The 13,141-nt window shown below is 59.8% G+C and carries 11 protein-coding genes; 7 read left to right on the top strand and 4 right to left on the bottom strand.

Going from position 1 to position 13,141, the window contains the following annotated elements; all coding sequences use genetic code 11:
• The 7 genes from atpA (at nt 1) to glmS (ending at nt 8,600) form a co-directional block, all read left to right on the top strand.
• Nucleotides 1–1,545 (top strand): F0F1 ATP synthase subunit alpha, encoded by a 1,545-nt coding sequence (atpA, locus tag EAY64_RS04430; RefSeq protein WP_103523578.1) that lies wholly within the window; start codon nt 1–3, stop codon nt 1,543–1,545.
• A 39-nt stretch (nt 1,546–1,584) separates the two neighbouring features.
• Nucleotides 1,585–2,451, top strand: coding sequence for a F0F1 ATP synthase subunit gamma (gene atpG, locus EAY64_RS04425; protein ID WP_059285295.1), 867 nt, complete (start codon nt 1,585–1,587; stop codon nt 2,449–2,451).
• Between the two features lie 42 nt (nt 2,452–2,493).
• A complete protein-coding gene (gene atpD / locus EAY64_RS04420; protein ID WP_103523577.1) occupies nt 2,494–3,888 on the top strand; it encodes a F0F1 ATP synthase subunit beta in 1,395 nt (464 codons plus the stop codon).
• 15 nt (nt 3,889–3,903) lie between these two features.
• Nucleotides 3,904–4,326, top strand: coding sequence for a F0F1 ATP synthase subunit epsilon (locus EAY64_RS04415; protein ID WP_059285294.1), 423 nt, complete (start codon nt 3,904–3,906; stop codon nt 4,324–4,326).
• Between the two features lie 93 nt (nt 4,327–4,419).
• Complete coding sequence (glmU, locus tag EAY64_RS04410; RefSeq protein WP_103523576.1) at nt 4,420–5,784, top strand: bifunctional UDP-N-acetylglucosamine diphosphorylase/glucosamine-1-phosphate N-acetyltransferase GlmU; 1,365 nt, start codon at nt 4,420–4,422, stop codon at nt 5,782–5,784.
• Between the two features lie 195 nt (nt 5,785–5,979).
• Nucleotides 5,980–6,771 carry a DeoR/GlpR family DNA-binding transcription regulator gene (locus tag EAY64_RS04405; protein ID WP_103523575.1) on the top strand — a complete coding sequence of 264 codons (792 nt, stop codon included), beginning with the start codon at nt 5,980–5,982 and terminating at the stop codon, nt 6,769–6,771.
• Nucleotides 6,771–8,600 (top strand): glutamine--fructose-6-phosphate transaminase (isomerizing), encoded by a 1,830-nt coding sequence (gene glmS / locus EAY64_RS04400; protein WP_103523574.1) that lies wholly within the window; start codon nt 6,771–6,773, stop codon nt 8,598–8,600. Before EAY64_RS04405 ends, glmS begins: the two co-directional genes overlap by 1 nt.
• Before the next feature lie 183 nt (nt 8,601–8,783).
• Here the strand turns inward: glmS and EAY64_RS04395 are convergent, their stop codons facing one another.
• The 4 genes from EAY64_RS04395 to EAY64_RS04380 all read right to left on the bottom strand — a co-directional run bounded on the left by EAY64_RS04395 (nt 8,784) and on the right by EAY64_RS04380 (nt 12,932).
• Nucleotides 8,784–9,431, bottom strand: a complete 648-nt coding sequence (locus tag EAY64_RS04395) for a peroxiredoxin-like family protein (RefSeq protein ID WP_103523573.1) — start codon at nt 9,429–9,431, stop codon at nt 8,784–8,786.
• A gap of 144 nt (nt 9,432–9,575) precedes the next feature.
• Nucleotides 9,576–10,115, bottom strand: coding sequence for a carboxymuconolactone decarboxylase family protein (locus tag EAY64_RS04390; protein WP_103523572.1), 540 nt, complete (start codon nt 10,113–10,115; stop codon nt 9,576–9,578).
• Between the two features lie 133 nt (nt 10,116–10,248).
• Nucleotides 10,249–11,142: a LysR family transcriptional regulator gene (locus EAY64_RS04385; protein WP_103523571.1), complete on the bottom strand. Its 894-nt coding sequence runs from the start codon at nt 11,140–11,142 to the stop codon at nt 10,249–10,251.
• A gap of 173 nt (nt 11,143–11,315) precedes the next feature.
• On the bottom strand, nt 11,316–12,932 hold the full coding sequence (locus tag EAY64_RS04380) for a methyl-accepting chemotaxis protein (RefSeq protein ID WP_103523570.1): 1,617 nt from the start codon (nt 12,930–12,932) through the stop codon (nt 11,316–11,318).
• Between the last annotated feature and the right edge of the window lie 209 nt (nt 12,933–13,141).

Below are 13,141 nucleotides of genomic sequence, written 5' to 3'. Positions count from 1 at the left end.
ATGCAGTTGAACCCCTCTGAAATCAGCGATCTGATCAAGGCCAAGATTCAGAACCTGGCTGAAGGCGCTGAAGTCCGTACCAAGGGTACGGTCATTTCCGTGACCGACGGTATCGTTCGTATCCACGGTCTGGCAGACGTGATGCAGGGCGAAATGCTCGAGTTCCCGGGCAACACCTACGGCCTCGCCATGAACCTGGAGCGCGACTTTGTCGGCGCCGTGATTCTGGGCGAGTACGAACACATTTCCGAAGGCGACGAAGTCAAGTGTACCGGTCGCATTCTGGAAGTGCCGGTAGGTCCGGAACTGGTGGGCCGTGTTGTCAATGCTCTGGGTCAGCCGATCGACGGCAAGGGTCCGGTTAACGCCAAGCTGTCCAGCCCGATCGAAAAGATCGCGCCGGGTGTGATTGCGCGTCAATCCGTATCCCAGCCGATGCAGACCGGCCTGAAAGCCATTGACTCCATGGTTCCGGTTGGCCGTGGTCAGCGTGAGCTGATCATTGGTGACCGCCAGACCGGCAAGACTGCCGTTGCTCTGGACGCCATCATCAATCAAAAGGGCACTGGCGTTGTTTGTATCTACGTAGCCGTAGGTCAAAAAGCCTCGTCCATCGCCAACGTGGTTCGCAAGCTGGAAGAGCACGGTGCACTGGGTCACACCATCATCGTTGCCGCTACCGCTTCGGAAGCTGCTGCGCTGCAATTCATTGCACCGTACTCCGGCTGCTCCATGGGCGAATATTTCCGCGACCGCGGCGAAGATGCACTGATCGTATACGATGACTTGTCCAAGCAAGCCGTTGCCTACCGTCAGATCTCCCTGCTGCTGCGTCGTCCGCCGGGCCGTGAAGCCTATCCTGGTGACGTGTTCTACCTCCACTCCCGTCTGCTGGAACGCGCTTCCCGCATCAACGAGGACGAAGTAGAAAAACTGACCAAGGGCGAAGTGAAGGGCAAGACCGGTTCGCTGACCGCACTGCCTATCATCGAAACCCAGGCTGGTGACGTTTCCGCCTTCGTTCCGACCAACGTGATTTCCATCACTGACGGCCAGATCTTCCTGGAATCCGACCTCTTCAACGCAGGTATCCGTCCGGCCATCAACGCCGGTATCTCGGTATCCCGCGTGGGTGGTGCGGCCCAGACCAAGGTCATCAAAAAGCTGGGTGGTGGTATTCGTCTGGCCCTGGCCCAGTATCGTGAACTGGCTGCGTTCTCGCAGTTCGCTTCCGACCTGGACGAAGCAACCCGCAAGCAGCTGCAACACGGTGAAGTGGTTACCGAACTGATGAAGCAGAAGCAGTTCGTGCCGCTGGCCACCGCTGAAATGGCGCTGACCCTGTGGGCTGTGAACAAGGGTAGCTACGAAGACGTTCCGGTGAAGAAGGCCCTGGCATTCGAAGCTGAGTTCCTCGCTTACGTGCGTGCGAACCACAGCGATGTACTGGCAGCCGTTAACGCTTCGGGCGATCTGTCCGGCGACAACGAGAAGGTACTGGCCAAGGCGATGGAATCGTTCAAGGCTGGCTACAGCTTCAACTGAGCCTTTCGACTCACGTCGTAGCTAAAGAAAGGTTCAGGAATGGCAGTCGGTAAAGAGATTCTCACCAAGATCCGAAGCGTGCAAAACACGCAGAAGATCACTCGCGCGATGCAAATGGTGTCAACCTCCAAGATGCGCAAAACGCAAGAGCGTATGCGCGCTGCCCGTCCTTATGCTGAGAAGGTGCGCACGGTTATGGCGCACCTTGCTCAGGCAAACGCGGATCTTGGTCATCCACTGCTTGCACGCCGTGACGTTGTCAAGCGCGCTGGTATCATCCTGGTGTCCTCGGACAAGGGCCTGTGTGGCGGCTTGAACGTGAACTCGTTCAAGCGCTTCTACGCCAAGGTCAAGGAACTGCAGGATCAAAACGTCGAAGTCGACGTGTGCTGCCTGGGTCAGAAGGCCCTGGCTGCTACCCAGCGTGCTCGTCTCAATGTCGTGGCTAGCGCTGTCCAGCTCGGTGATATTCCGAAGATGGACAAACTAATTGGCCCGCTTACAGTGCTGTTCAAGCAGTACGCTGAAGGCGAACTGGACGCGGTTTACATCGTCTATTCCGGTTTCATCAACACGATGAAACAGGAACCGACAATCGAACAGCTCCTGCCGTTGACTCCGCATCACATGGTGGTGGAGCACTCGCATTCGTGGGATTACCTCTACGAACCGGATGCCCCCAGCCTGATGGAGTTCTTGGTCAAGCGTTACCTGGAGTCGGTGGTGTATCAGGCTCTGGCCGAAAATATGGCTTCCGAACAGGCAGCGCGTATGGTGGCCATGAAAGCCGCAACCGACAACGCGGGTAATACGATCAAGCAGCTGCGCCTTGTGTACAACAAGGCCCGTCAAGCGGCGATTACCACTGAGCTGTCTGAGATTGTGGCCGGTGCCGCAGCGGTGTAAGCCGTACACAGACTGTAAAAGTTAAATGTTTAGGAACCGATAATGAGCCAAGGCAAAATCGTACAAATCATTGGTGCGGTGATCGACGTGGAATTCCCGCGCGACGCCATGCCGAAGGTTTATGATGCCCTGAAGCTGGTTGACGCTGACCTGACGCTCGAAGTCCAGCAACAGCTGGGCGACGGCGTGGTCCGTACCATTGCGATGGGTAGCTCGGACGGCCTGAAGCGTGGCATGGCTGTTGCCAACACCGGCGCACCGATTTCGGTGCCGGTGGGTAGCGCCACCCTGGGTCGTATCATGGATGTACTGGGTAATCCGGTTGATGAAGCTGGTCCGGTGGCTACCGACGCACGTCGCGCCATTCACCAGTCTGCTCCGAAGTTCGACGAGCTGTCTTCCGCTACCGACCTGTTGGAAACCGGCATCAAGGTGATTGACCTGCTGTGCCCGTTCGCCAAGGGCGGTAAGGTTGGTCTGTTCGGCGGTGCCGGTGTAGGCAAGACCGTGAACATGATGGAACTGATCAACAACATCGCGAAGGCCCACTCCGGTCTGTCCGTGTTCGCTGGTGTAGGTGAGCGTACCCGTGAAGGTAACGACTTCTACCACGAAATGAAGGACTCCAACGTACTGGACAAGGTAGCGATGGTGTATGGCCAGATGAACGAGCCGCCGGGTAACCGTCTGCGCGTTGCTCTGACCGGTCTGACCATGGCCGAGCACTTCCGTGACGAGAAGGACGAGTCTGGCAAGGGCCGTGACGTACTGTTGTTCGTTGACAACATCTACCGTTACACCCTGGCCGGTACCGAAGTATCCGCACTGCTGGGCCGTATGCCTTCCGCCGTGGGTTACCAGCCGACTCTGGCCGAAGAAATGGGCCGTCTGCAAGAACGTATTACCTCGACCAAGGATGGTTCCATTACCTCCATCCAGGCCGTATACGTCCCTGCGGATGACTTGACCGACCCGTCCCCGGCAACCACCTTTGCCCACTTGGACGCTACCGTGGTTCTGTCGCGTGACATCGCTGCCCTGGGTATCTACCCGGCCGTTGACCCGCTGGACTCCACTTCGCGCCAGCTGGACCCGCTGGTGGTTGGTGACGAGCACTACTCCGTAGCCCGTGGCGTGCAATCCACGCTGCAGCGCTACAAGGAACTGCGCGACATCATCGCCATTCTGGGTATGGACGAACTGTCCGAGGAAGACAAACTGGTCGTGGCACGCGCTCGTAAGATCCAGCGTTTCCTGTCCCAGCCCTTCCACGTGGCCGAAGTATTTACCGGTTCCCCGGGCAAATACGTCTCCCTGCGCGACACCATCAAGGGCTTCAAGGCGATTCTTGCTGGCGAATACGACCACCTGCCGGAACAAGCGTTCTACATGGTTGGCTCTATTGAAGAAGCCGCTGAGAAAGCCAAGACCCTTTAATTAAGGAGAGGGCTTATGTCCAAGATGCATGTGGAAGTGGTGAGCACCGAACAACTCATCTACTCTGGCGAAGCCGAGTTTCTGGTCGCTCCGGCGCTGGAAGGTGAGATCGGTGTCTATCCGCGACACGTGCCGCTCCTGACCCGTATCAAACCCGGTGTACTGCGCATGACAGTACCCGGCAGCAAGGAAGAAGTGTTGGTGGCTGTCTCCGGCGGCATGCTGGAAGTACAGCCCACCCACATCACCGTGCTGGCTGATACGGCGATCCGCGGCGAGGATCTCGACGAAGCTCGCGCCAATGAGGCCAAGCGCGCTGCAGAGGAATCTCTGCAGCATGCTACCGATGACCTGAGCACGGCAAAGGCGCACGCTGCCCTGGCAGTAGCCATTGCCCAGCTCAAGGCACTGGATTACCTCAAGAAGCGTGTGCACTAAAAGCGCGAGAACGAATCGTGTATAGTTGCAGGCTGCCACTTTTGTGGCAGCCTTTTTCATTTCTGCATTATTTTTGACCAGTAAAGATCTCGCATGGACAGCCTCAGCATTGTCATTCTGGCGGCAGGCAAGGGTACCCGCATGTACTCCGCCAAACCCAAGGTTTTGCATCCCATCGGCGGTGCGCCCATGCTGGCGCGTGTCATTGCCACCGCCCGCACGCTCAAGCCGGCACGGCTGGTGGTGGTGTACGGATTTGGCGGTGAACAGGTGCGTCAGGTCATCAAGGATGAAGACATCATCTGGGCCGAGCAGGCCGAGCAGCTGGGTACCGGCCACGCGCTGAAAATGGCGCTGTCGGCACTGCCGCAAGATGGCAAGACCCTGGTGCTATACGGCGATGTGCCGCTCACCCGCAGCGAAACGTTGCAGCAGCTGATTGCCGCTGCTGGCGATGGCATGGCGGTACTGACCGACGTACTGGACGACGCCACTGGCTATGGACGCATGCTGCGTGGCGGCGATGGCAAGCTCAAGGCCATTGTCGAACACAAGGACTGCACGCCGGAGCAGCTGGCCATCCGTGAAATCAATACCGGCATGATGGTGCTGCCCAACCGCCAGCTGGGCGACTGGCTGCATGCCTTGCGTAATGGCAATGCCCAGGGCGAATACTATCTGACTGACGTGCTGGAACTGGCCGTCGCCGCAGGCATCCCGGTGGAAAGCGCCAGCGTGTCGGCCTCCTGGGAAGCCGCTGGGGTCAACAACAAGCTGCAATTGGCCGAGCTGGAACGCATCCTGCAACTGAATCAGGCGCGTGCCTTGCTGACTGCCGGTGTGACACTGGCCGACCCGGCCCGCATTGATATCCGTGGCAGCCTGCAACATGGCCGCGATGTCAGCATCGACGTCAATTGCGTGTTCGAAGGCGTGGTGGAGCTGGGCGACAATGTCGAAATCGGCGCTAACTGCGTGCTGAAGAATGTCAGCGTCGCTGCCGGTAGCCGTATTGCCGCCTTCTCGCATCTGGAAGATGCCGTGGTCGGAGCAGATTGCCGCCTTGGTCCGTATGCCCGTCTGCGCCCTGGTGCGGTGCTGGCCGACGAAGTGCATATCGGCAACTTTGTCGAAATCAAAAAGAGCACGGTTGGCCTGGGTTCCAAGGTCAATCACCTCACCTATATCGGCGATGCCGAAATCGGCAGCAAGGTGAACGTGGGCGCTGGCTCGGTAACTTGCAATTACGATGGCGTGAACAAATTCAAGACCGTGATTGGCGACAATGTATTTGTCGGCTCCGGCACGCTGATGGTGGCTCCGGTCACGCTGGAAAGCGGCGCAACCGTCGGTGCCGGCTCGGTGATCAGCCGCACCGCCCCGGCCGATGCCCTGACCGTGGCCCGGGCACGCCAGGTGACGATTGCCGGCTGGAAGCGACCGCAGAAAAAGAGCTGAAGCGGCTGGCCAGTACACTGCCGACACCCGGTGTGTTTCCTGTAGGAAGCCACCGGGTTTTTGCTGGCTGCGCTCTTTCAGTGTTGTCGTTTTTCTTTCGTTTCGAAAGAAAGTTAAGCATTTTGTTGTTTTGTTTCATTGCCAAGGATTTTTCGCCTTGCTATCATCGGCAAACTTTCGAAACGAAACCATGGCATGACCAAACGAAACACCCAGCAGCGCCGCCATGCCATTGCCACCCTGGTGCAAGAACAGGGCGAGGTGAGCGTGGACGAGCTGACCCGCCGCTTTGCCACCTCTGAAGTGACCATTCGCAAGGATCTGGCCCTGCTGGAAACCGGCGGCCTGCTGCTGCGCCGCTATGGTGGCGCGGTGTCCCTGCCCAGCGAAATGATGACCGAACCGGATGCTGGCCAGCTGTCCGACCGCAAGCTGGATATCGCCCGTGCCGCGGCCGAACGCATTCGCGACCATAACCGCATCATCATCGATAGCGGCACCACCACCAGCGGCATGATTCCGCTGCTGGGCAACAAGCGCGGCCTGGTGGTGATGACCAATTCGCTCAATGTGGCCGCAGCGCTGCGCGAACTGGAAAACGAACCCACCCTGCTGATGACTGGTGGCACCTGGGACCCGCACTCCGAATCCTTCCAGGGCCAGGTGGCCGAGCAGGTACTGCGCTCCTACGATTTCGACCAGCTGTTTGTCGGTGCCGACGGCATCGATCTGGAACGCGGCACCACCACCTTCAACGAACTGGTGGGGCTGTCGCGGGTCATGGCCGAGGTGGCGCGCGAAGTTATCGTGATGGTGGAGTCGGACAAGATAGGCCGCCGCATTCCCAATCTGGAACTGCCGTGGCACAGCATTCACACCCTGATTACCGATGAGGCACTGCCGACGGAATCCAGGGAAATCATTCAGGCCAAGGGCATCACGCTGATCTGCGCGCCGGCTGGCAACGATAGTGCAAGGAGAAAATAATGTGTGGCATCGTTGGCGCCATTGCGGCGCGTAATGTGGTTTCCATTCTGGTCGATGGCCTCAAGCGCCTGGAATACCGTGGTTATGATTCCGCCGGTATCGCCGTGCATACCGGTAATGCCATCAGCCGCGTGCGCCGTGTCGGCCGCGTGGCGGAAATGGAAGCCGCCGCAGCGGCAGAAGGCCTGCAAGGCCAGCTTGGCATCGGCCACACCCGCTGGGCCACCCATGGCGGTGTAACCGAGCCCAATGCCCACCCGCATGTTTCGCACGACAGCATTGCTGTGGTGCACAACGGTATCATCGAGAACCACGAAGAACAGCGCCAGCAACTGAAGGCACTGGGCTACCAATTCACCTCGCAGACTGATACCGAAGTCATTGCCCATCTGGTACATCACTACTACCAAGGCGGTGTCAGCCTGTTCGATGCCGTGAAGCAGGCTACCCGTCAGCTGACCGGCGCTTACGCCATCGGCGTGATCGCGCTGGACCGTCCGGACGAACTGGTGTGCGCCCGCATGGGCTGCCCGCTGCTGGTGGGCCTGGGGGAAGGTGAGCACTTCATCGCCTCTGATGTATCTGCCATCCTGTCCGCCACCCGTCGCGTCATCTTCCTGGAAGAGGGCGATATCGGCCTGCTCACCCGTGATAGCGTTGTCTTGCATGACAAGAACGACCAGGTCATCGAACGCGCCGTGCATGTGTCCGATGTCTCGCTGGCTTCGCTGGAACTGGGCCCGTACAGCCACTTCATGCAGAAGGAAATCCACGAACAACCCAAGGCTCTGTCCGACACCATCGAAGCGGTGCTGGAAAACGGCTTTGCCGCCGGGCTGTTCGGTGCGCGGGCGGCCGAACTGCTGCCGCAAGTGGAAGGCGTGAAAATCCTGGCCTGCGGCACCAGCTACTATGCCGGCCTGACCGCCAAATACTGGATTGAAAGCATTGCCGGCATCAGCTGCGATGTGGAAATCGCCAGCGAATACCGCTACCGCGCCGCCTTTGCCAATCCCAAGCATCTGGTGGTGACCATCTCCCAGTCCGGCGAAACGCTGGACACCATGGAAGCGCTGAAATACGCCAAGGAACTGGGCCATACCATGGCCCTGTCCATCTGCAATGTGCGTGAATCCGCCATTCCGCGTGCCAGCGAACTGGTGTTTTACACCCGTGCCGGTGCCGAAATCGGCGTGGCCTCCACCAAGGCCTTCACCACCCAGCTGGTCGGCCTGTTTGCGCTGGCCGTCACCCTGGGCAAGCAGCGTGGCCGGGTGGATGCCGCTGCCGAGCATGGCTATCAGGAAGCGCTGCGTCAGCTGCCGGGTTCAGTACAGCATGCGCTCAACCTGGAGCCGCAAATCAAGGCCTGGTCCGACAAGTTTGCCGCCAAGCAAAACGCCCTGTTCCTCGGCCGTGGCCTGCACTACCCGATTGCGCTGGAAGGCGCGCTCAAACTCAAGGAAATCTCCTACATTCACGCCGAAGCCTACCCGGCCGGCGAGCTGAAACACGGCCCGCTGGCACTGGTGGATGAAAGCATGCCGGTGGTGGTGATTGCCCCCAACGACGCCCTGCTGGAAAAAGTGAAGTCCAATATGCAGGAAGTGCGCGCCCGTGGCGGCGAGCTGTTTGTGTTTGCCGATCTGGACAGCCATTTCAGCGAATCCGACGGCGTACACGTCATCCGCACCCCGCGCCATGTCGGCGTATTGTCCGCCATCGTCCACACCATTCCGGTACAGCTGCTGGCCTATCACGTCGCCCTGGCCCGTGGGACCGACGTCGACAAGCCACGCAACCTGGCCAAGAGCGTGACGGTGGAGTAAGGCCGTTTGCGTTTTATGACTGGTGTTTGCGCACAATAGGGTTGCAGCACAGACAATAAAATCCAGTCATTAACAATTCAGTGTGAATCACAGCCCGGCCAGGAGACTGGCCGGGCTGTTGGTCTTTTGTGGAGGGCATGCGCAGCGCAGGCCAGCTGCTGGCAAGAGGGCTGGTGGGTGGGTCTAGGCCAGTCCTTGCAATGCCTTGATGGCTTCTGCCGGCTCCAGCCGCTGGCGATAGTCGGGATCAACAAAGGCCAGCCGGATCAGTCCATCGCGGGCCAGTACATAGCTTGCAGGGATAGGCAAAGACCATTTGCCATCGCCGTTGTGCTGCGGCAGGTCATGCCCGGACTGCTGATACAGCCGGACGATCGGCGCCGCCATCTCAAACCGGATACCCAGCGCTGCGGCCAGTTGGCCACCCGTATCGCTGAGCAGGGTAAAGCTCAGGGCATTGCTTTGGGCGGTGTCTGCGCTGTGCTCGGGTGTTTCCGGGGAAATGGCGATCAGTTGGCCTCCTGCCGCCTGTATCTCGGCCAGTGCGTCTTGATAGGCGCGCAGCTCCAGGCTGCAGTAGGGGCACCAGCCACCACGATAGAAGGTGATGATGGCCGGGCCTTTGGCCAATAAGTCATAGATGCGTAGCCGCTGGCCGCTGGCGTCGGACAAGCCCAGGTCCGGGAAGGGGTCGCCCGCTTTCAGCGCATGCCCGATCATGCCGCTGGCCAGCAGGCGGGCATTGTCCTGGCTGATGGTGTTGGCAATGTCTTGCCCTGCGCTGGCCCGCCAGTGCGCCTGGAAACTGTCCAGCTGTGCTGATAAACGCATGATGACTCCCCGGGCATGCTGGTGCAGGGTAGTGCCATGCCCTGCGTAATGGTCTGTTTGCTCTCCACCAGATGAGGAGGCCGCTGCCTTGTGCGGGGCGGCTCTCCTCCATGGCCGGACGGGCTGCACGTCGTGCCACCGGCTTCAGTCGTCGATGTCGATGGCAGCCGGGAAGTCGACCGGAATGTCGGTCACGCTGTGCAGGTAATTGCTGATGATCTTGTCTCCCACCACCATCAGGGTGTCGATCAGATTGGCCTTGCTGTAACCGGCAGCAAAAAAGGTGGTTCTGGCGGCTTCGCTGTCATGGCCACGAGCCACGGCGACCTGTTTGACAAAAGCGGCCAGGGCGGCGAGTTTGGGGTCGAAATCAATATTGGCACGACGAATCTGGATGATCTGTTCGTCGGTGAAGCCGTGCATCTTGCCCAGGGCGGTATGGGCGGCCAGGCAGTAGCGGCAGTGGTTGACCTGGCTGACCACCAGATTGATGACCTCCCGTTCGCGCCCGCTGAGTGAGGATTTGGCATTTTGCAGGGCCAGATAGGTGGCCAGTGCGGTATCGGAGTGGGCAAAGGTGGCATACAGATTGGGCACAAAGCCCAAGGCCTTTTGCAGGCTGTCGAAAATCGCCTGATTGGCCGGTGCGACTTGTTCGCGTGCGGGAACATTGATGGTGGTCATGCTGTTTTCCTCAGGATTGAATGTACCCCACGGCGGGGATGGGGCCATTCTGTGCCGGAGCTGACATGGCGATAAGACGGCGGCCCCGACTATCAGCTATTCCTGCGAGGAATGAAGCGGATCGTCACCCGCATCAGGCCCGCGCTGCTGCCAGTTCGTCTGCCACGAAATCGACAAAGGCGCGGGCCTTGCTGCTGGCCAGACGGCCATTCGGGAAAACCGCCCATAGCTCCACTGGTGGCAGCTGCCAGTCGGGCAGCACCGGCTCGACGGCCCCGCTGGCCAGTTCTGGCGCGAACATCCAGGCCGAAGCGATGGCCAGCCCCATATCGGCCAACACGGCGGCACGCACGCCCTCTGCGGCCGAGACCCGCACCCTGCCGTACACCGCAACCGATACCTCGCTACTGCCCTGGCGGAAGGTCCACGTGGCATTGCGTTGACCTTGCATATAGACGATCACCTGATGGGACAGCAACTCTGCCGGGCTGCCTGGCCGGCCTGCGCCTGCCAGATAGCCAGGCGTTGCCACCACCAGGCGCGGTGACTGGCTGATCTTGCGCGCGGTCATCGCGGAGTCGCCAAGACTGCCCATGCGCAGCGAAACATCGATGCCTTCTTCAATCAGGTCAACGCTACGATCATCCAGAATGACATCCACTTCCAGTTCGGGATGGGCAGCCAGAAAGCGGGGCAGGGCGGGAAGAACATGCAGCCGGGCAAAGGTTACCGCAGCTGAAACACGCAGGCGGCCAGACAGGCTGCCGGCCGCGCCCCGCGCCGCCAGTTCGGCAGCATCCGCTTCCTGGATGGCCAGCCTGGCCCGCTCAAAAAAATGCACTCCGGCTTCCGTGGGGCTCAGGCCGCGTGTCGAGCGGGTCAACAGGCGTACTCCCAGGTGTTCTTCCAGCTGGGCCACCGTTTTGGATACGGCGGGTTGCCCCACACTCAGGCGTCGTGCTGCCGCAGAAAACGACCCGGCCTCTACGACGCAGACAAAGGTTTCCATGGCGGCGAATCTGTCCACAGCGTATTTCCTCATTCATTGGCTAGCGGGACGGACTATGGAGCAAGCACTCTGCAGCGCGCCATGGCCAGCGTGTGTTTGACCGTAACAAACGGGTGGCGGTAGTGGCTGTCGCGCCTGGGCAGGCAGCAAGCTGGCAGGGTTTGCCTGCCGCCAGGCTGCTGCCCGGCGTGTCAGCGGGCCAGCCGGAAGCGTTGCAGTTCCCTGGTCAATTCGGCTGACAGGTTGTCCAGCGATTGCGATGTCCTGGCCACAGCAGCAGTGGCCTGCAGATTGTCCGAAGCCATATTCCCCACCTCGGCAATGCTTTGAGCGATGGTGCTGCTGTCCTGCATCTGGCGCGACAGGGTGGTGGCCAGCTGGTCTAGCCGGCCAAGCGACTGCTCGGCGCCTTCCCGTAACTGGTTCAGTGGCTGCACCATCCCCTCGATCAGCTCGACACCACGGCGCATTTCTTGCTGGCCCAGATCAATTTGCTGGATGGCAACACTGGTTTGTTTGTCGATGGCATCAATCACATCATCAATTTCGATGGTGGCCTTGGAGGTGCGGTCCGCCAGCTTTCTCACTTCGTCGGCCACAATGGCGAATCCCCGGCCGGCTTCGCCGGCTCTGGCCGCTTCAATGGCGGCATTCAGGGCCAGCAGATTGGTTTGATCGGCAATTTCTTTCACGGTGCTCAGCAGTGAACGCACCGAGATGGCGCGCTCGCGCAGGGTATCGACCGCATTGGCTGATTTGGAAATGGTGGCGGCAATGCCGGTTACTTCATTGGACGCGGTGTTGATCAGCTCACAGCCCTGCGAAGCCAGATCGCGTGCGGCCTCGGCCTGCTGCCGGCTGCTGCCGGCTGTCAGCGCGATGTCCTTTGCCTCGTGGGCAAAGGTGGCGGTGGTGCGCGTCACCTGGGCCACCGCCTCGTGCTGCGCCTTTGAGCTGGCTTGTACATGCTCTACCGGCAGGCTCATCTGCTCTGCTGCCTGGCGCATGCTGTGCGCCGAAGCATGAATGGAGCCGATCAGCTTGGACAACGCGCTTTGCATGGTGATCAGGGCACGCGCCAGCACAGCCGTCTCGTCCTTGCCTTGCACATGCAGCTGATGATCGAGATCGCCGGTGGCCACCCGGCTGGCAAAGGCTACCGCTTCGGCCAGGGGCAGGGTGATGCTACGGGTCACCATCCAGGCCAGCAACACGCTTAACACAATGGCCGCCACCGTCATGGACACGACCATCAGGCGGGCATTTGCCTCGGATTGCACCAGGGCATGCTGGCCATCTTTCATGGCCTGCTGTTCCTTGGCCAGCAGAGTATCCACCGCCCCCAGCAGCGCTTTCAAGGCCGGTTGGGTATGGCTGAGAAAATGCTGGTGTGCCGATGCCGGGCCGTCCAGTTCGATTTGTTCAACCGTGTCCTGAAAGGCGTGCCGGTAGGCTGAGGACAGTGCGCTTATCTGGTCCAGCGCCTCCTTGTTGCCGCCATCCGGACTGGCCTTGCGCAAATTGTCCAGCGCCTTGGCTGCGGCGGCATTGATTTCATCCATGTTTTTGTACAAGGGAATCCGCGCATCCCGTTCACTGGTCACCAGCAGCTGCAACAGGGGGAGCGCCGCGGCTTGTGCATCGCTCTTCAATTCGTTGGCCAGGGCGACGCGTAATGACTGATCCTCCACAATCATGGCCGTGATGTTTTTTTGCTGAGTCATTTGGTGCAAGGCAAAGGCTGCCACCAGAATCAAGGTCAGTAACAACATGCCAAAAGCCAGGATCAAACGGCTGCCGATGCTCATGCATCTGATCGCATTCACAGATTAATCTCCCAAAACATAGTCGGTACCCGATGTCTGCTTGTTTTCCATCATTCAGTCACGCTGCATGATGGGAGAATAACCGCTGTGCCGTGCTGCTGGCGAATACTCTATTAGGCGGGAGCTGGCCTGATCACGCGGCAGCCAGCTGTGGCTGGCGGCACCTCATGTGGCGAAGGCGGCACTGGCAT

Source organism: Aquitalea palustris, from assembly GCF_003693445.1.
GTDB classification, from domain to species: domain Bacteria; phylum Pseudomonadota; class Gammaproteobacteria; order Burkholderiales; family Chromobacteriaceae; genus Aquitalea; species Aquitalea palustris.
This window is presented reverse-complemented; position numbering and strand designations above follow the sequence as displayed.

Excerpts from the sequence above, each read along its gene's own strand:
- atpA (WP_103523578.1), top strand. The coding sequence starts at position 1 with ATGCAGTTGAACCCCTCTGAAATCAGCGATCTGATCAAGGCCAAGATT.
- atpG (WP_059285295.1), top strand. The coding sequence starts at position 1,585 with ATGGCAGTCGGTAAAGAGATTCTCACCAAGATCCGAAGCGTGCAAAAC.
- atpD (WP_103523577.1), top strand. The coding sequence starts at position 2,494 with ATGAGCCAAGGCAAAATCGTACAAATCATTGGTGCGGTGATCGACGTG.
- EAY64_RS04415 (WP_059285294.1), top strand. The coding sequence starts at position 3,904 with ATGTCCAAGATGCATGTGGAAGTGGTGAGCACCGAACAACTCATCTAC.
- glmU (WP_103523576.1), top strand. The coding sequence starts at position 4,420 with ATGGACAGCCTCAGCATTGTCATTCTGGCGGCAGGCAAGGGTACCCGC.
- EAY64_RS04405 (WP_103523575.1), top strand. The coding sequence starts at position 5,980 with ATGACCAAACGAAACACCCAGCAGCGCCGCCATGCCATTGCCACCCTG.
- glmS (WP_103523574.1), top strand. The coding sequence starts at position 6,771 with ATGTGTGGCATCGTTGGCGCCATTGCGGCGCGTAATGTGGTTTCCATT.
- EAY64_RS04395 (WP_103523573.1), bottom strand. The coding sequence starts at position 9,431 with ATGCGTTTATCAGCACAGCTGGACAGTTTCCAGGCGCACTGGCGGGCC.
- EAY64_RS04390 (WP_103523572.1), bottom strand. The coding sequence starts at position 10,115 with ATGACCACCATCAATGTTCCCGCACGCGAACAAGTCGCACCGGCCAAT.
- EAY64_RS04380 (WP_103523570.1), bottom strand. The coding sequence starts at position 12,932 with ATGAGCATCGGCAGCCGTTTGATCCTGGCTTTTGGCATGTTGTTACTG.